16 protein-coding genes and 2 tRNA genes are annotated in these 17,771 nt (G+C 65.6%); 7 read left to right on the top strand and 11 right to left on the bottom strand.

The window, feature by feature from the left end:
• Nucleotides 1-121 precede the first annotated feature (121 nt).
• The 4 genes from E5A73_RS15405 to lon form a co-directional block, all read right to left on the bottom strand.
• On the bottom strand, nt 122-1,006 hold the full coding sequence (locus E5A73_RS15405) for a DMT family transporter (protein WP_135964733.1): 885 nt from the start codon (nt 1,004-1,006) through the stop codon (nt 122-124).
• 146 nt (nt 1,007-1,152) lie between these two features.
• Nucleotides 1,153-1,227: transfer RNA gene (locus E5A73_RS15400), tRNA-Val, on the bottom strand.
• A gap of 85 nt (nt 1,228-1,312) precedes the next feature.
• The gene (locus E5A73_RS15395) at nt 1,313-1,585 is read right to left on the bottom strand and encodes an HU family DNA-binding protein (protein ID WP_077511876.1); all 273 of its coding nucleotides are present in this window, start codon (nt 1,583-1,585) and stop codon (nt 1,313-1,315) included.
• Nucleotides 1,586-1,715: 130 nt separating this feature from the next.
• Nucleotides 1,716-4,172, bottom strand: coding sequence for an endopeptidase La (gene lon / locus E5A73_RS15390; protein WP_135964732.1), 2,457 nt, complete (start codon nt 4,170-4,172; stop codon nt 1,716-1,718).
• A gap of 135 nt (nt 4,173-4,307) precedes the next feature.
• Between lon and E5A73_RS15385 the strand changes: the two genes are divergently transcribed.
• Together E5A73_RS15385 and E5A73_RS15380 are read left to right on the top strand one after the other, a co-directional pair.
• Complete coding sequence (locus E5A73_RS15385) at nt 4,308-6,035, top strand: M1 family metallopeptidase (RefSeq protein ID WP_135964731.1); 1,728 nt, start codon at nt 4,308-4,310, stop codon at nt 6,033-6,035.
• Nucleotides 6,032-7,108, top strand: a complete 1,077-nt coding sequence (locus tag E5A73_RS15380; protein ID WP_135964730.1) for a hypothetical protein — start codon at nt 6,032-6,034, stop codon at nt 7,106-7,108. The genes E5A73_RS15385 and E5A73_RS15380 overlap by 4 nt, the downstream gene beginning before the upstream one ends.
• A 141-nt stretch (nt 7,109-7,249) precedes the next feature.
• Here the strand turns inward: E5A73_RS15380 and E5A73_RS15375 are convergent, their stop codons facing one another.
• The 3 genes from E5A73_RS15375 to E5A73_RS15365 form a co-directional block, all read right to left on the bottom strand.
• Complete coding sequence (locus E5A73_RS15375) at nt 7,250-7,849, bottom strand: hypothetical protein (RefSeq protein ID WP_135964729.1); 600 nt, start codon at nt 7,847-7,849, stop codon at nt 7,250-7,252.
• 122 nt (nt 7,850-7,971) lie between these two features.
• Nucleotides 7,972-9,237 carry an ATP-dependent Clp protease ATP-binding subunit ClpX gene (clpX, locus tag E5A73_RS15370; RefSeq protein WP_135964728.1) on the bottom strand — a complete coding sequence of 422 codons (1,266 nt, stop codon included), beginning with the start codon at nt 9,235-9,237 and terminating at the stop codon, nt 7,972-7,974.
• Between the two features lie 144 nt (nt 9,238-9,381).
• Entirely contained in the window at nt 9,382-10,035 is a 654-nt protein-coding gene (locus tag E5A73_RS15365) for an ATP-dependent Clp protease proteolytic subunit (RefSeq protein ID WP_135964727.1), read from the bottom strand.
• A 150-nt stretch (nt 10,036-10,185) separates the two neighbouring features.
• Between E5A73_RS15365 and E5A73_RS15360 the strand changes: the two genes are divergently transcribed.
• Together E5A73_RS15360 and E5A73_RS15355 are read left to right on the top strand one after the other, a co-directional pair.
• The gene (locus E5A73_RS15360) at nt 10,186-11,208 is read left to right on the top strand and encodes an SDR family oxidoreductase (protein ID WP_135964726.1); all 1,023 of its coding nucleotides are present in this window, start codon (nt 10,186-10,188) and stop codon (nt 11,206-11,208) included.
• A gap of 284 nt (nt 11,209-11,492) precedes the next feature.
• Nucleotides 11,493-12,791 (top strand): hypothetical protein, encoded by a 1,299-nt coding sequence (locus E5A73_RS15355; RefSeq protein WP_135964725.1) that lies wholly within the window; start codon nt 11,493-11,495, stop codon nt 12,789-12,791.
• On the opposite strand, the gene E5A73_RS15350 is transcribed toward E5A73_RS15355, so the two are convergent.
• From E5A73_RS15350 to E5A73_RS15340, 3 genes are all read right to left on the bottom strand, one after another.
• A complete protein-coding gene (locus E5A73_RS15350) occupies nt 12,781-13,716 on the bottom strand; it encodes a glycosyltransferase family 2 protein (protein ID WP_135964724.1) in 936 nt (311 codons plus the stop codon). The genes E5A73_RS15355 and E5A73_RS15350 overlap by 11 nt on opposite strands.
• Nucleotides 13,717-13,827: 111 nt before the next feature.
• Entirely contained in the window at nt 13,828-15,498 is a 1,671-nt protein-coding gene (tig, locus tag E5A73_RS15345) for a trigger factor (protein WP_135964723.1), read from the bottom strand.
• Nucleotides 15,499-15,560: 62 nt separating this feature from the next.
• Nucleotides 15,561-15,645 (bottom strand) — tRNA-Leu (locus E5A73_RS15340).
• Between the two features lie 109 nt (nt 15,646-15,754).
• Here E5A73_RS15340 and E5A73_RS15335 point away from each other — a divergent pair.
• From E5A73_RS15335 to E5A73_RS15325, 3 genes are read left to right on the top strand one after another with little or no spacing between them, the layout of a single operon-like run.
• Nucleotides 15,755-15,940 carry a hypothetical protein gene (locus E5A73_RS15335; RefSeq protein ID WP_135964722.1) on the top strand — a complete coding sequence of 62 codons (186 nt, stop codon included), beginning with the start codon at nt 15,755-15,757 and terminating at the stop codon, nt 15,938-15,940.
• Between the two features lie 58 nt (nt 15,941-15,998).
• Entirely contained in the window at nt 15,999-16,268 is a 270-nt protein-coding gene (locus E5A73_RS15330) for a DUF6894 family protein (protein WP_135964721.1), read from the top strand.
• Nucleotides 16,265-16,984, top strand: a complete 720-nt coding sequence (locus tag E5A73_RS15325) for a Crp/Fnr family transcriptional regulator (RefSeq protein WP_135964720.1) — start codon at nt 16,265-16,267, stop codon at nt 16,982-16,984. The genes E5A73_RS15330 and E5A73_RS15325 overlap by 4 nt, the downstream gene beginning before the upstream one ends.
• Here the strand turns inward: E5A73_RS15325 and E5A73_RS15320 are convergent.
• Nucleotides 16,981-17,586, bottom strand: a complete 606-nt coding sequence (locus E5A73_RS15320) for a peptidylprolyl isomerase (RefSeq protein WP_168355947.1) — start codon at nt 17,584-17,586, stop codon at nt 16,981-16,983. The two genes, E5A73_RS15325 and E5A73_RS15320, sit on opposite strands and share 4 nt — an antisense overlap.
• Nucleotides 17,587-17,771 lie beyond the last annotated feature (185 nt).

Here is a 17,771-nt window from a genome sequence, read left to right as displayed (position 1 = left end):
ATCACGAACGTTGCGCTAGGCGGCTCGCGTGACATGTCCGCGTGAGTTCAGGGACCAATCGAAGACACTGACATTACAGTCTGGTTACGCTGTTGCGGTCACGCAACGAGCGAAGGCTGCCTCAGAGGCCCGCCGTCATTGCCACGCCGATCGTTACGACGATCACGCCGAGCACCTGTCGAACGCTCAGTCCCTCGCGGAACAGCCGGTGCCCCGCAAATGCAGCGATCGGCATCTCGATCACGCCCAGCGCGCGCACCGCCGCAGCCGGAGCAAGGTTCAGCGCGAAGAACCAGCCCGATGAAGCCAATGCGCCGAACAATCCTGCGCCGAGCGACTCCCGCCAGCCCTTGATCACGGCGATCAATGCGGGCCGATCGCGCCACGACAGGTAGAGGATCAGCACGCCGGCCTGGACCGCCTGAACGATCGCCACACTCGCCACCGCGGCAAAGAAGGGATGATGCGGCTCGAGCCGTAGTCCTGCATGGCGGAACGCATTGAGCGCGAAGCCGAAGAGCAGCCCGGACGCAATTCCGAGCGCCACCCCCAGCACTGGCTTTTCCTCGCCGCCCGTGCGGCGCGGCCATACCAGGATCGCCAGCCCGAGCGTGGTGAGCGCCACTCCGGACCAGCCGAGCGCCGAGAGATTGTCGCCGAACACCAGCAGCCCCGCGATCGCAGCAAGCGGCACCGAGCTCTGCTGGAGCGCCGTGCCGATCGCGAAGCCGGCATAATGCATCGCGAGAAGCAACGCTGCGGTCGCGACCACCTGCGCCAGCGCGCCCGTCAGCGCCGGCCACCAGAACGCAGATCCGAACTGCAGCGCCGCATCCGGGGCGAAGGCCCAGGCCACGCCGACGAAAACAAGCGAGAAAGGCAGACCGAAGAGGAAGCGCACCAGGGTCGCGCCCCACGGCCCGGTGCGCGACATCATGCCCCGCTGGAGCGCATTGCGGCCGACCTGAAAAGCCGCCGCCGCGATCGTCGCGCCTACCCAGAGCATGCTCGTCCTTCCGATATTGCAGCTCGCCCTTAAGTGCGCCGCACCGCAGCATCAACTTCCCGAGCAGCACTGATCGACACCGGCGCGGGCGCGAAGTGAAGCAATGAAAAAGCCCGCCGATCAGCTGACCGGCGGGCTTCTCTACATGGTGGGCGCGGCTGGGATTGAACCAGCGACCCCTGCGGTGTGAACACAGTGCTCTACCACTGAGCTACGCGCCCATCGGCCCGGAGGCCAAAATGGAAGCGGGCCTTTAGGCGGTGCGGGGTGCGCTTGTCCAGCCCCCAGGCCCGGCTTCCGGTCCGATCAGTTGACCGAATCCTTCAGGCCCTTGCCCGCCTTGAACTTGGGCTGGTTCGACGCCTTGATCGTCATTTCCTCGCCGGTGCGGGGATTGCGGCCGGTCGAAGCCTTGCGCTTGCTGACCGAGAACGTGCCGAAGCCGACCAGGCGAACTTCATCGCCCTTTTTGAGCGCGGTCGAGATCGCATCGAACACAGCTTCGACTGCCTTGGTAGCGTCACCCTTGCCGAGGCCGGACGTATCCGCGACCGTCCCGATCAGCTCTTGCTTGTTCATGCTGGTGGATTCCCCCTGAGTGAGTGCGTCGAAAATTGAGTCGGCGGCAGGCCGAGCGTGCCAGTCAGCACGCGACCGCCTCCGCTGTCAAACCCTCTGCGGCGGATTTAGCCGCAAAAGTCACGCTTCCTCAATGATGAACGGCGTCGCCGATCCCCGGCACGTGCACCGGCGGCTGCGCCGCAAGCTCGTCGGCATCGGTCCAGTCGATCGACGTGAGCGGCTCGGTGAGCGCGAGCTGCAGCACTTCGTCGACATGGCTGACGGGAATGATCTCGAGGCCCTCGCGGATGTTGGCGGGGATCTCGGCGAGATCCTTCTCATTCTCCTGCGGGATCAGCACCATCTTGATGCCCCCGCGCAGCGCCGCGAGCAGTTTCTCCTTCAGCCCACCGATCGGCAGCACCCTGCCCCGCAGCGTGACTTCGCCGGTCATTGCGATGTCGCGGCGAATGGGAACCCCGGTCATCGTCGAGACGATCGCCGTCACCAGCCCGACGCCCGCAGACGGTCCGTCCTTGGGCACCGCGCCCTCGGGAAGATGGACATGCACGTCCTTGCGCTGGAACAGGCTCGGCTTGATGCCATAGGTCGGTGCGCGCGCCTTGACGAAGCTGAACGCGGTCTCGACCGATTCCTTCATCACGTCGCCGAGCTTGCCGGTGGTCTTGATCGCGCCCTTGCCCTGCACGGTGACGCTCTCGATCGTCAGCAATTCGCCGCCGACCTCGGTCCAGGCCAGCCCGGTGACCGCACCGATCTGGTTCTCCTCCTCGCCCAGGCCATGGCGATATTTCTGCACCCCGGCATATTCGTGGAGGTTCTCCGGCGTGATCGTGACGCTGGTCTCCTTGCCCTCGAGGATTTTCCGAAGCGCCTTGCGCGCGAGCTTGGCGATTTCGCGTTCGAGCGTACGGACGCCCGCCTCGCGGGTATATTTCTGGATCAGCGCGCGCAGGCCCTCGGTGGTGAGAGTGAACTCGCCTTCCTTGAGGCCGTGTGCCTCGATCTGCTTCTCGATCAGATGGCGCTGGGCGATCTCGAGCTTCTCGTCCTCGGTATAGCCTTCGAGCCGGATGATCTCCATGCGGTCGAGCAACGGCTGCGGAAGGTTGAGCGAGTTCGCCGTGCACACGAACATCACGTCCGAGAGATCGATGTCGATCTCCAGATAATGATCGTTGAACTTGTTGTTCTGCTCGGGGTCTAGCACTTCGAGCAAGGCCGATGCCGGGTCGCCGCGGAAATCCTGGCCGAGCTTGTCGATCTCGTCGAGCAGGAACAGCGGATTGCTCGCCCCCGCCTTGCGCAGATTGGTGACGATCTTGCCGGGCAGCGAGCCGATATAGGTACGCCGGTGGCCCCGAATCTCGGCCTCGTCGCGCACGCCGCCAAGCGATTGACGAATGAATTCGCGCCCCGTCGCCTTGGCGATGCTCTTGCCGAGGCTGGTCTTGCCGACGCCGGGCGGGCCGACGAGGCAGAGGATCGGCCCCTTCAACTTGTTGGTACGCGCCTGGACCGCGAGATATTCGACGATCCGGTCCTTGACCTTCTCAAGCGCATAATGGTCCTCGTCGAGGACGCCCTGCGCCTCGGCGATATCCTTTTTAAGCTTGGACTTCTTGCCCCAGGGCAGGCCGAGCAGCACGTCTAGATAGTTGCGCACCACCGTGGCCTCGGCCGACATCGGCGCCATCGTCTTGAGCTTCTTGAGCTCCGACGTCGCCTTGGTCCGCGCTTCCTTGCTCAGCTTGAGCGTCGCGATCTTCTGGGTCAGCTCGGCGACTTCGTCGCCATCACCCTCGTCCCCCTCGTTACCGAGCTCGCGCTGGATCGCCTTCAACTGCTCGTTGAGGTAATATTCGCGCTGGGTCTTCTCCATCTGGCGCTTGACGCGGCTACGGATCTTCTTCTCGACCTGGAGCACGCCGAGCTCGCCTTCCATGAAGGCGAACACCATCTCGAGCCGCTTGCGCGGGTCCTTCTCGACCAGCAGCGACTGCTTGTCGGAAACTTTGACTGCGATGTTCGCGGCCACCGCATCGGCCAGACGCGAGGGATCGTCGAGCTCGGCGAGCTGGACCGCGGTCTCGGCGGGCAGCTTGCGGTTGAGCTTGGCGTAATTCTCGAACTGATCAACCACCGAGCGCATCAGCGCCTGGAGCTCGGGGCTCAAACTGTCGGGGGTGATCTTGCTCACCTTCTCGCCCAGTGCGGCGCTGGCGCTCTCCAGCCGCTCGTCGCCTTCGTCGACCGGACTCACCGTGGCCGTGAGGAACGCGCCCGATTCATCGACGGCCTCGAGCACGCCGCGCTCTTTGCCGGCCACCAGCACGCGGACGGTACCGTCGGGCAGTTTGAGCAATTGGAGCACTTCGGCCGAGACGCCGGTGTCGTACAGATCCTCGCGGCCGGGATCGTCCTCGGCAGGATCGAGCTGGGCGACGAGGAAGATCTCCTTGTCGTCTGCCATGGCCGCCTCGAGCGCGGCGACCGACTTGTCGCGGCCGACGAACAGCGGCACGATCATGTGTGGGAAGACGACGATGTCGCGAAGCGGCAGGACGGGATAGGACTGCTTCATGGATACTCCTGGGCCCGAGCGGCCCTTACCTTTCACTATATATGGTGCGCGCGCCAGCCGCATCAATCGCTGCCGATTGATTGGCTGCGGACTGGCGCCGGCCACGCGATCGCGCCATTGAGGATCGCCCGTCCGATGGAGGTTCCTATCACCGCCCGATTGCTGCTCGCCGCCTCGATTCTTGCGCTGGGGACTTCCCCTGCCCTCGCCCAGATCAGGCCGGGCGAGCCGCCGATCACGGCGATCACCCAGGCATCCGGCGGCCCGATCGACCCGGAACGCGCGGCGCTGCGGCTCGACCATGTCGATCTCGCGATCGAAGTGTTTCCCGAGATGCAGAAGCTCGCCGCGGTCGCCACGCTTACGCTCGCCACCTCCGCTCCGCAGCGGCGGCTGCTGATCGACCTCGACAAGAACCTGCCGGTCACCGCGATCAGCCTCGACGGTACGCCTCTGCCGCGTACCAGCTGGTCCAACCCCGAGGGACGGCTGGCGATCACCCTGCCCGCGCCGCTGGCCGCTGGCGGCCATGCGGCAGTGCGGATCGCGTATGGCGGCACCCCCCACGTCGCGGTGCGCGCGCCGTGGGACGACGGCATCGTCTGGAGCAAGACTCCCGAGGGGAAGCCGTGGATCGCCACTACCGCCGAAGGCTATGGCTGCGACCTGTTCTGGCCATGCCTCGATTTCCCCTCGGGCGAGCCGGCCAGGGTCGATCTGCACATCACCGTGCCCAAGGGCCTGTCGGCGCCTTCCAACGGCGTGCTGCAAAAGGTCGACACCCTGCCCGACGGCCGCACGACCTGGAACTGGCGCGCGCGTAGCCCGAACCCCTATTCGGTGGCGCTCAACATCGCGCCCTATGTCGAGATCAAGGGCAGCTATGCCAGCCGCTTCGGCGGGACGATCCCGCTGCACTATTGGCATCTGCCCGGCCGCGAGGCGGGCGCGAAGGGCCTGTTCGCGGAATTCGCCCCGACGCTCGATTTCTTCGAAGCCAATGTCGGTCCCTATCCCTGGTCCGACGAGAAGCTCGGCGTAGTCGAGACGCCGCATCTCGGCATGGAGCACCAGACGATCAACGCCTATGGCAACAACTACGCCAAGGATGCCACCGGGTTCGACTGGCTGTTCCAGCACGAGCTCGCGCACGAATGGTTCGGCAACCAGATGTCGGCGGCCAATTGGGACGATTACTGGCTCCATGAGGGCTATGGCCAGTATATGCAGCCGCTCTACGGCCGCTGGCGCGAGGGCGAGGCGCGCTACGCGGTAATGATGGAGAAATTCCGCAACGAGATCGCCAACAAGGCACCGATCGTCTCCGGCCGGATCATGACCGAGGAAGAGGTCTATGAGGCGGATAAGGGCGGTCCCGGCGGCGACATCTACGTCAAGGGCGCGTGGGTGCTCCACACCCTCAGGAACCTGATCGGCGACAAGGCATTCTGGGACGTCACCCGCCGGCTGGTCTATGGCCGTCCGGACCCCAAGCCGGGCAATTTCCAGCCGCGCTTCGCGACCACGCCCGAATATGTCGGGATCGTCAATCAGGTGACGGGCAAGGACATGACCTGGTTCTTCGACGTCTATCTGCGCGAGGCGGCGCTCCCCGAATTGCTCCAGACGCGCGAAGGCGGGCGGCTGACGCTCAAGTGGAAGACCCCCAAGGACAAGCCCTTCCCGCTTCCGGTCGAGGTACAGGTCGACGGCAAGGTCGAGACGGTGGCGATGACCGGCGGCACCGGAAGCATCGCCGCGCCGGCCGACGCGCATGTCGTCGTCGATCCGGCGTCGCGCATCCTCAAGCGCTCCGATGCAGTCGAAGCGGCGCAGCGCGACCCGCGTCACGCAGAACAATGACGAAGTGCTGGATTCCCGCCGCCTTCGCGCTTTCGATGCTCCCGAGCATCGCCTCGGCGCAACTCTATGAGGGTAAGGTCGGTACTGCCCCGATCGTTTTCGAGCTCGACCCAGGCGACGGCGCGCCGAGCGGCCGCTATTTCTACCGCAGCACCCGGCTGGATATCGCCTTGGAAGGCGAACGCGCCGCGGAGGGGATCACGCTGCACGCGCGCTCGACCGACGACAATCTGGCGCTGAAGCGCGTCGGCACCGGCTGGGCCGGAACACTGACCACCGCCAAGGGCAAGACGTTTCCCGTCGCACTTGCGGTTGCCGCCCCTCCCGCCGCGCCCGCGGGCGCCCCCGCGGGTCTTGGCGGTTATGAACGGATGCAGCTTGCCGGGCTTCGCCTCGACCCGGGCGCGGCCGAGCGGATCGGATCGCGCACGATCCGCTGGTATACCGAACGGCTGACCGGAACCCGCTCATTCCGCATCGAAGCCGGCTATGCTCCCGCCGCGCTGGGCAGGATCAATGCCGCCTTGACCAGCACGCAGTGGGAGCATGTCCGCAACTGGTTCGGCTGCCCGGCCCAAGGGGGCGGCGCAGGGATCGATCTGGACCAGGCGGGCTCGATTTATCTCGACGCTTTCTATGTCAGCTATGCCTGGCAGACGGGTTGGGACTGCGCCGGCGCGGCGCATCCCGATTTCGGATTGGAAGGCCTGATCTACGACGCGCGCACCGGTGCTGAATTCAAGCTCGACGACGTGCTCCGCTTCGGCAAAGCACCGCCCCCGGCCGAGCGCTCGGACGCCTGGTACAAATATCGCGGCGAAGCCTTTGCCCCGGGACTGGTCGCGCTGCTCAAACGGCATCACCCCGACGAAATGGCCGCCGATGAGGCCGAGGGCTGCAGCTATGACGATACCGACGTGTGGAGCTTCCCCTCGGCCTATCTCACCGCGGACGGGCTATTCGTCGCCGCCTATTTCCCCCGCGCCAACCGCGCCTGCGACGCGCCCGACTGGGCAGTGATCCCGTGGAAGGCGCTCAACGGCCCGGCAGCGCGGAGCAGGCAGAGTCGCTAGGTTCGTCGCGATGGCCGTTCCCCGGCGAAGGCGGGGCCAGTTGCGAGAAGTTCGAGAGGTCCCAAACTCGCGGCCGCATCGAATCTGGGCCCCGGCCTTCGCCGGGGATCAGATAGAGTATCGGCGCTCCTATCTGGCCGATCAGCTCAGCGGCCGCAGCACCCGCGCCAGCACATAGGCAAAGGCGATCTGCCACGGCGTGTAGATCTTGAGCGGCTGGACGAGGTCGCTCGCGAACGAGTCGCCGGCGGCTCCCGTCGTCAGATACATATAGACGCAGAAGCTGCCGACCGCGCCGAGCAGCACCGTGCCGAATGCCTCGAAGGTCAAGCTCGATCCCTTGCGCAGTAGCCCGAAGATCGCGGCGAGCAACAGGCAGCCGCCCCCGCCGATCGCCCCGCCGACGAAGCCGCGCAGGAAGCCGATCTCGTCGCCGGGGATGCCGCTCACCGTCATCAGCGCGACATAGTGCATCAGCGTGAAGCCGCCGAAGAACACCAGCGCCTTTACCGCGCCCCGGTGATACCGCTCGTGCCAGACGAATGGCAGGCCGAACAGCGGCGTAATCCACACCGCACCGCCTTCGATGTGGAAGTAGAGCACCACCGCCAGCCCGACCACGTACAAGACGTGGCCAAGTACCAGCCATTTGAAGGTCTCGAGGGCAGCAGGGTTGAGCGCCAGGTCGAACGGCGAGTGATACTCACGCTCGTCGTCGTCGAGGATGGCAAAATCGGACATACGTCACCTCTCCATCTCGTCTTTACTGAGAAGGAGAGTGCGCCTCATGGCCGAGTCGGTCCAAACAAAAACGGCCGGAAAGAACCCTTTCCGGCCGCGCATGCAGTGTTTCGGCAACAGGATCAGGCGGCGCTGCCGGTCTTTTCCTTCTTGGCGAAGACGCGGACCGGGTCCTTGCGGCCCTCGACCACGTCCTTGTCGATCATCACTTCGTCGACGCCGTCCATGCCGGGCAGGTCGAACATCGTGTCGAGCAGGATCGCCTCCAGGATCGAGCGCAGCCCGCGCGCGCCGGTCTTGCGCTCGATCGCCTTCTTCGAGATCGCGATCAGCGCGTCGTCGTTGAAGCTGAGCTTGACGCCCTCCATCTCGAACAGCTTCTGATACTGCTTGACCAAAGCGTTCTTCGGCTCGGTCAGGATCTTGATCAGCGCGTCGACGTCGAGATCCTCGAGCGTCGCGATCACCGGCAGACGGCCGACGAATTCGGGGATCAGCCCGAACTTGAGCAGATCCTCGGGCTCGGTCGAGCGCAGCACTTCGCCGGTACGGCGTTCCTCGGGCGCGGCGACATAGGCGCCGAAACCGATCGACTTGCCCTGCAGACGATCGCCGATGATCTTCTCGAGCCCGCTGAACGCACCGCCGCAGATGAACAGGATGTTGGTCGTGTCGACCTGGAGGAATTCCTGCTGCGGATGCTTGCGCCCGCCCTGCGGAGGCACCGACGCTGTGGTACCTTCCATCAGCTTGAGCAAAGCCTGCTGGACGCCCTCGCCCGAAACGTCGCGGGTGATCGACGGGTTCTCGGCCTTGCGGCTGATCTTGTCGATCTCGTCGATATAGACGATTCCGCGCTGCGCCCGCTCGACATTATAGTCGCTGGCCTGGAGCAGCTTGAGGATGATGTTCTCGACATCCTCGCCGACATAGCCGGCTTCGGTGAGCGTCGTCGCATCGGCCATGGTGAACGGCACGTCGAGGATCCGCGCCAAGGTCTGCGCGAGCAGGGTCTTGCCGCAACCGGTCGGGCCGACGAGCAGGATGTTCGACTTGGCGAGTTCGACATCGGCACCCTTGGCGCCGTGGTTGAGCCGCTTGTAATGGTTGTGCACCGCCACCGAGAGCACGCGCTTGGCCTGCTTCTGGCCGATCACGTAATCGTCGAGCACGTCGCAGATTTCCTGCGGCGTGGGGACGCCGCCGTCCTTCTTGCTGACGAGTGCCGACTTGGTCTCTTCGCGGATGATGTCGTTGCAGAGCTCGACGCACTCGTCGCAGATGAACACGGTCGGTCCGGCAATGAGCTTGCGCACCTCGTGCTGCGACTTGCCGCAGAACGAGCAATAGAGCGTGCTCTTGGAGTCGCCACCGCTGAGCTTGGTCATTAAATCCATCCTTTACGCGCCGGACGCGTAGCCACTACCCGCCATCCTACACGCGGGTTCCCGTCCGGCAATCCATAATCCGCCCGCAGCAAGCGGTTTGTGCCGTCCGGGGAACGCCCCACGGACGGCTATAATCCAATAATCTTAAGCAGCTGCTGCGTCTTCGGTCGGCTGCGGCCGCTTGTCGTACACCTCGTCCACCACGCCGAAAGCCTTGGCCTCGTCGGCTTCGAAGAAGCTGTCGCGGTCCATGACCTGCTCGATCCGCTCGAGCGGCTGGCCGGTATATTTGGCATAAAGCGCATTCATCCGCGCGCGAATACGGAGAATCTCCTTAGCCTGGATCTCGATGTCCGAGGCCATGCCCTGCGCACCGCCCGAGGGCTGATGCAGCATGATGCGCGAATTGGTCAGCGCCACGCGCAGGCCCGGCTCGCCCGATGCGAGCAGGAAGCTGCCCATCGACGCCGCCTGGCCGATGCACACCGTGCCGACGCGCGGACGGATATATTGCATCGTGTCGTGGATCGCCATGCCGGCGGTGACCACGCCACCCGGCGAATTGATGTACATCCAGATGTCCTTCTTCGGGTTCTCGGACTCGAGGAAGAGCAATTGGGCGGTGATCACCGAGGCCATATGGTCCTCGACTCCGCCGGTTACGAAGATGATGCGCTCGCGCAGCAGCCGCGAATAGATGTCGAAGCTGCGCTCGCCGCGGCTGGACTGTTCGATGACGATCGGAACGAGACCGCCGGTAACGGGATCAATGGTCATCTGACCGGAAAGCGGATGCATGCTGGGATGTCTCTTGTGTCTGTTTTGCCCGTTCCGTTACATCGGCGCTCGGGCAACACCGCGCAAGGGGGGAACGCGGTAAACCTCCGGCAGCGGCCCACCGGTCGAACCAGCATTGCACGCGCCGCGCCGAATTCCCACATCGTTACGATGGCGACATATACGGTCCTGGTGACAGGCGGCTCGGGCTTCGTCGGAAGCCATGTCATCCTCCAGCTGCTGGCGGCGGGGCATCGCGTGCGCACTACTGTCCGCAACATGTCACGAGAGCCCGACGTACGCGCGACGCTCGCCCGGGCCGGCGCGGACGCTGGCGACCGCCTCTCCTTCTTCGCGGCCGATCTGGAGAAGGACATGGGCTGGGCCGAGGCAGTGGCGGGCTGCGACTATGTCCACCACGTCGCCTCCCCCTTCCCGCCGGCGCAGCCCAAGGACGCGAACGAACTGATCCGCCCCGCGCGCGAAGGCACCTTGCGGGTGTTGCGCGCGGCGCGCGATGCCTGGGTCAAGCGAGTCGTCGTCACATCGTCCTTCGCAGCGATCGGCTATGGTCATGGCCAGAGCGACACGCCCTACACCGAAGAAGACTGGACCGATCCCGACGGTCCCGCGGTCCAGCCCTATATGAAGTCCAAGACCCTCGCCGAGCGCGCCGCATGGGAGTTCGTCGCGCGCGAGGGAGAAGGCATGGAACTGGCCGTGGTCAATCCGGTCGGCATCTTTGGTCCGGCGCTGAACGGCGACCTCTCCACCTCGGTCTTCCTCGTCAAGACGATGCTCGAAGGCCGGATGCCGGGCACCCCGCGGCTCTATCTCGGCGCGGTCGACGTGCGCGACGTCGCCGATCTACACCTGCGCGCGATGACCGATCCCGCCGCGGCGGGGGAGCGCTTCCTCGCAGTGGCCGGCGATGCGATGTCGTTTCACGACATGGCGATGGTGCTGCGGACGCGGCTCGGGGCTGCCGCGGCCAAGGTGCCCAAGCACGAACTGCCCGATTGGCTGATCCGGCTGCTCGCACTCTTCAACCCGCTGGCACGCGAGGCAGTGCCGCGGCTCGGGATCAAGGCGCGTGCGAGCAACGAAAAGGCCCGCCGGGTGCTCGGCTGGGCGCCGCGATCGAACGAAGATGCGATCGTCGCGAGCGCCGAGAGCTTGATTCGGCTGGGTTGAGGACTCGCCCTCCTCCTCTATTTCGTCATCCCGGCGAAGGCCGGGATCCAGAGCCCCGGGCGACACGGTTCTGACTCTGGGCCCCGGCCTGCGCCGGGGTGACGGCGGGGAGTCGACTGAACTTCAACTCAGTGCTCCTGCGAAAGCAGGAGCCCAGGATGGCGGAGTACGCAACTACGCCTGGGCTCCTGCTTTCGCAGGAGCACTGCACTTGCTTACGGCTCGGCGAAGGGCGTTCGCGCGTCGCTAAGGAAATACCCACCAAGTTGCGCTAGCGATGCAGGATGGGGTCCCGCCTAACCGAACGCCGTTTCCTGCTGCTGGTGTTCGGCGCCGGCCTGCTGCTGCGCCTCCTTCTGCTCGCCGCGCGCGACGACGGGCTGAGCGGCTTCTATGGCGCCGGCGAGGCGACGCGAGTCGCGTTGGCGCTCGCCCGCACCGGCAGCTTCGCCGACGCCTATTACCAGGGCTACGGCCCGACCGCGCATCTGCTGCCGATCAGTCCCGGCACCGCCGGCGCGCTGTTCTGGCTGTTCGGCGCGGGCAGCATCCCCGCCAATCTCGCGCTCCTCGCCTGGTCGTTAGCGCAGACCTTCGCCGCCTATCTGCTGCTCCGCCGGCTGGCGATCACGCTCGACATGGATCCCCTTGCCGTCCGCTGCGGAACCGCCTTGCTCTGCCTGCTGCCGGTGTTCGCGCCGCAGGAAACGATCGACTTCCGCTATTGGGAAGGCGCATCGGCACTGGCGCTCGCGGCGCTCAACCTCTTGCTGATCCTGCACGTCGATGCCGCCCAGAAAGCAGGGGCTCCGCTCATCCTCGCCGCCGCAGCGCTCTCCGCGCTCACTTTCTTCCTCAGCCCCGCCGCCGGGCTCGGCACCTATGCCTGTTGGGCGCTCGTCGCGCTAGTCCGGCTCGGATGGAACCGGGCCCTCGGGCTAGGCGCGGCTTCGGCAGCTGCACTGGCGCTGCTGGTTGCGCCCTGGATGCTGCGCAACGCCGCAGTGATGGGCACTCCCATTCCGCTGCGCAGCAATTTCGGCCTCGAACTCGCGATCGCCAACCATCCCGCCGCAGTGAATAGTGCACATCCGGACGAGACCTTCGCGCAGCGCCTGCTGCAAGTGCATCCCTATCACAGCCCCGCCGCACGCATCGCGCTGCGCGCCGCCGGCGGCGAAAGCGCTTATTCGGCCGCGCTCGGCGCCGAGGCGCGCGCATGGATCGCCGCGCACCCGCTCGCGTTCGTGCAACTCAGCGCCACGCACCTCAGCGAGTTCTTCGTGCCACGCCCCTGGCAATTCCATTTCAGCAGTGGAAACGAAGCGCGCCATCTCCGCGCTTTGATCATCGGGCTGGCGAGCATCGTCGGGCTCGCCGGACTCGCATTCGGCCTTGCGCGCAGGCGCCGCGGCTATTGGTTGTTGGCGACCTATGTCGCGCTGGCGGCGTCGCCCTATGCGATCGTCCAGCCGGTGCCGCGCTACAGCTATATCGTCTGGCCGCTGCTCGTCTTCCTCGCCGCCGAGGCGGTGGTCCGCGCGCGGCAGCGGTTACGCGGAGCCGCGGCGGTCAGTCGCTGAACGGCCCCGGCTGCGCCAGATAGGCAAGCCGCCGCATCTCCTGCCGTCCGCGCACCACGGTGTCGAGGATCAGCCCGGTGAACAGGTTGAGGAAGGCGAGGATCATCAGCCCGGTGGCGAGGATCGCGGTCGGGAAGCGCGGCACCAGCCCGGTCTTCAGATAGGTGATGCCCAGCGGGATCGAGAGGAGCACTGCCATCATCGCGAACACCATCGCGATGAAACCGAAGAACAGCATCGGCCGCTCGATCCGATACAGCACCGCGATCGTCTTCGCGATGCGGAAGCCGTCGCGATAGGTGTTGAGCTTCGATGCCGAGCCTTCGAGCCGGGCGAAATAGCGAGTCTCGGCCTCACCCACCGGCATCTTGAGCTCGAGCGCGTGGACGCTGATCTCGGTCTCGATCTCGAACCCCGAGGAGAGCACCGGGAAGCTCTTGACGAAGCGCCGCGAGAACACGCGGTAGCCCGAGAAGATGTCGGTGAAGCTGCGCCCGAACAATCGCGCGAGCAGGCCGGTCATCGCGCGATTGCCCAGGACATGCCCGCGCCGATAGGCCTCCGCCGCCTCGTGGACGCGCGTGCCGACGATCATGTCGAGCCCCTCGCCGATCAGCCGCTCGACCATCGCCGGCGCGACGCTGGCATCATAGGTCGCGTCGCCATCGGCCATCACATAGATGTCGGCGTCGATATCGGCGAACATCCGCCGCACGACATTGCCCTTGCCCTGCATCCGCTCGCTGCGGACGATCGCGCCCGCGGCGCGCGCGACTTCGATCGTGCGGTCGCGGCTGTTATTGTCGTAGACGTGGATCGCGGCCGTCGGGAATGCCGCGCGGAAGCCGGCGACCGTCTGCGCGATCGCCGCTTCCTCGTTGTAGCAGGGCAGCAGCACTGCGATGCGCGGGCTAGAGCCGGCCATATTCCCCCACCCCGTTCGGGCTGAGCCTGTCGAAGCCCCGCCCTTCCTCTTCAACCGACGTTAGAGAGAAAGAACGGCCCCTCGACAAGCTCAGGGCGAACGGAAAGTGGTTCAGCCCTCGGTCTTCTTCTTCGCCGGGGCCTTCTTGGCGGGCTTGGCCGGAGCTTCATCCGCCACAGCGTCCACCGCTTCAGCCTTGGCAGCCGGCGCCTTCTTGGTCGCCGCCTTCTTCACCGGCTCGGCCTGGACCAGCTCGTCGCCGGGTGCGGCGGGCTCGATATCGGCGGCTTCGACCTTCTTCGGCTTGGCCGCCTTCTTGGCCGGCGCAGCGGCCTCAGCCGGAGCAGCTTCGCCCTCGACAGGCTCGGCCGCGGCGGACTTCTTCGAAGCCTTCTTGGCCTTGGGCTTGTGATTGTCGTGATCGTGGCTGTGCGTGCCGGTGTCGAAGCCCTCGTCGCTCTCGATCGCGGCTTCGAGCTCCTCGCGGGTCACTTCGCGGTCGCTGATCTCGGCCTTGTCGAACAGATAGTCGACGACCTTGTCCTCGAACAGAGGCGCACGCAGCTGGGCGGCCGCCATCGGCTCCTGCTGGACGTACTGCATGAAGCGCTGGCGATCCTCGGGGCCGTATTGCTGCGCGGCCTGCGCCACCAGCCGGCTCATCTCCTGCTGCGAGACTTCGACGCCATTGGCAGTGCCGATCTCGGAGAGCAACAGGCCCAGGCGCACGCGGCGCTCGGCGATCTTGAAATAATCGTCGCGCTCGGCCTCGAGCTCGGCCTTCGCCGCCTCGGGATCGGCCTCGTGCTCGGTCTCGTGCATCAGCTGGTGCCAGATCTGGTCGAACTCGGCCTCGACCATCGACGGCGGCACCGGGAAGTCATGCCCCGCGGCGAGCTGGTCGAGCAGCTTGCGCTTCATATAGGTGCGGGTGAGGCCATTGAGCTGCTGCTCGATCTGACCCTTGAGCAGGCCCTTGAGCTGCTCGAGGTCCTGCAGGCCGAGCTGCTTGGCGAAATCGTCGTCGATCTTGGTCTCGCCGGCGGTCTTCACTGCAGTGATCTTGAGATCGAAGGTCGCGGGCTTGCCGGCGAGATCCTTCGAGCCGTAATCCGCCGGGAAGGTCACGTTGATCTGCTTCTCGTCGCCGACCTTGACGCCGACCAGCTGGTCCTCGAAGCCCGGGATCAGGCGGCCCGAGCCGATCTCGACCGCCATGCCCTCGCCGGTGCCGCCTTCGAACGCGACGCCGTCGGCGGTCTTGCCGACGAAGTCCATGGTAACCTGGTCGCCGGTCGCGGCTTCATAACCCTCGGCGGCGTCGTCCCAGCCCTTCTGGTTGCTGGCGAGCTGCTGAAGCTGCTCGTCGACCGCGGCGTCATCGGCGGGAACGGTGAGGCGCTCGAGCTTGAGTCCCTCGATCGACGGCGTCGGCACGTCGGGGAGCACTTCGAGCTCGACCTTGACTTCGGCATCGGCGCCGGGGGCGTAATCGCCCTCGAGGCTGACCGAAGGCTGCATCGCCGGGCGGAGCTTGTGCTCGACGAGCAGCTTCTGCACGCCTTCTTGGATCGAATTGTTGAGTGCGTCCTGCGCCATCGCCTCGCCATGCATCTTGCGCACGAGATTGGCGGGAACCTTGCCGGGGCGGAAGCCGGGCATGCGGACCTGCGGGGCAACCCGCTTCACTTCGGCGTCGACCTTCGAGTCGATGTCCTTGGCGGTGATCTTGAGCGTGTAGGCCCGCTTCAGGCCTTCGTTCAACGTCTCGACAGTCTGCATTCTTCAGGCTTCCAACTAGAATGGGATCGCGGCGCCGAAACGCTGATCAAGAGCGGCGGTGCTGGTGCGGGCGAAGGGACTCGAACCCCCACACCTTTCGATACCAGAACCTAAATCTGGCGCGTCTACCAGTTCCGCCACGCCCGCAGGGGCACCGCCGGTCGGCGGGCTCTATAGCAGTCATGGGTGGCGGGGCAAGTCGCGAAGCAACTTGCAGGCACCGCGCGGCGTTCAGAAGGGGAGAAGGAGACCCATCATGCCCGTCGAACCCCCGATCCCCGCCGCCCCCGAGCCCACCCCTTCCGAGAATCCAGGCACGCCGCAACCGGCCCAGCCGACCACGCCGCAACCCGAATACACCCCGCCCGCCCCCGACATCGACGTGCCCGCGCCGCAGCCGGGCGGCGATCCGGCCACCAGCCCGGGGCAGCCCACCGCCTGAAGCCGCGCTGCCGGCGCCGAAAAGAAATGGGACGCAGCATGGGGGAATCACGCCTGCGATGACGCATTATTATCTGAACATCATCAACGGCACCGGCTTCGTCGGGGATCATGAAGGCGAGGAATTCCCCGACCTCGCCGCGGCACGCCGCAAAGCCACGGAAAGCGTGCGATCGATCCTCAGCGACGAGCTCAAGTCCGCCGGGCTGATCGATCTCAAGGGCCGGATCGAAATCGCCGACCAGCAGGGATCGATTGTCCTAACGCTGCCGTTCCGAGAGGCGGTAGAGCTCAGGTTGGACGATTCGTCCGGCTGGGAGGACGCATGATCGACAAGCAACTGATGAAGCTGCGCGTCCGCGACGACATCAGCCCGGAAGAGGAGCAGGCGCTGCACGACGCGCAGGGCCAGGTGATCGACTATCCCGCCGATCACACTTTCATCACGGCGGGCGACGAACTCAATTGCTCGACGCTGCTGCTCGAAGGCATTCTCGGCCGTTACAAGGATCTGAGCGACGGCGAGCGGCAGATCACCGAACTCCATGTCGCCGGCGACTTCGCCGATCTGCACAGCTTCACGCTCAAGCATCTCGACCACAACGTCATGACGCTGACCCCCGCGAAAATCGTGCAGGTGCCGCACGAGAAACTCAAGCGGATCACCGAGCAGCACCCGCATCTCGCGCGCGTCCTGTGGTTCTCGACCAATCTCGACGCCGCGATTCACCGCGAATGGGAGGTTTCGCTCGGCCGCCGCAACGCACTCCAGCGCACCGCGCATCTGTTCTGCGAGCTTCAGGTCCGCCTCGGCATCGTCGGCCTCGCCACCGAAGCCGAATATCGGCTGCCGCTCACCCAGGTCCAGCTCGCCGAGTGCCTCGGCCTCACTTCGGTCCACGTGAACCGCGTGCTCAAGGAGCTGCGCGAGCGAAGGCTGGTCGAGTTCCGCAGCGCCCGCGTGAAGATCGCCGACCTTGCCGGGTTGCGGAGCATCGCCGAATTCGACCCCGCCTTTCTCTACCTCGACCGGCGCCCGCGCTAGGCAGCCGCCCGCCGCACGCTCAGCACCTTCACCGGCGCCAACGGAACCTCGCCCTTGAAGCTGCCCTGCAACGTTTTTGTGGGGGAGGTCGGCGCGTCGAAGATTTTCAGCACCACGCCCATTCCCTCGACGACGCGGCCGAATGCGGCATAGCCGAGATTGTCGCCGGGCTTGGTCGGATCGGCGTCGAACGAAGGCTGCGCGCCCACGCTGATCGTGAACTCGCCGCGCGCGCTCCCCGGCGCCAGCCGCGGCATCGAGATCGCGCCGTCGACATGGATGACGCCGGTCTGGCTGGTCGGCTCGTGCTTGATCGGCGGAAGCATCTTCGCCGGTGCATTCTGCACGCCGAACTGGACGAAGCCGAAACGGTCCTGGACCTTCACGGTGCGGTAGAAGACGATCCCGTCGAGCCGCTTCTGATCGACATAGCGCAGGAAATTACGCGCGGTGATCGGGGCCTTGGCCGCCTCGACTTCGACGACGAAGCGTCCGGCGCTGGTTTCGAAGGCGACGCGGGGATTGGCGGGCGCGGCGGGGGTCGTCTGCGCCAAGGAGGGCGCCGATAGCACGCTCAGCAACATAAACAGCAGGCGGCGCATGGGATCCTCGCGATTATGGGCACACCGATCCTAGGCCATCGAGCGCGGCGTGGGAATGTCCGGATTCGCGTGGAGCGCTGCCGAAGGTCACACTAAGGTCACGCTATGCGCATGGTCCTGACGGCCGCTTTTCGGGCCCTGGCAGAATTCAGGATGATGTCAAACCAAGCAGCCATACTCCTGCT

This window comes from Sphingomonas gei, from assembly GCF_004792685.1.
GTDB lineage: Bacteria > Pseudomonadota > Alphaproteobacteria > Sphingomonadales > Sphingomonadaceae > Sphingomonas > Sphingomonas gei.
This window is presented reverse-complemented; position numbering and strand designations above follow the sequence as displayed.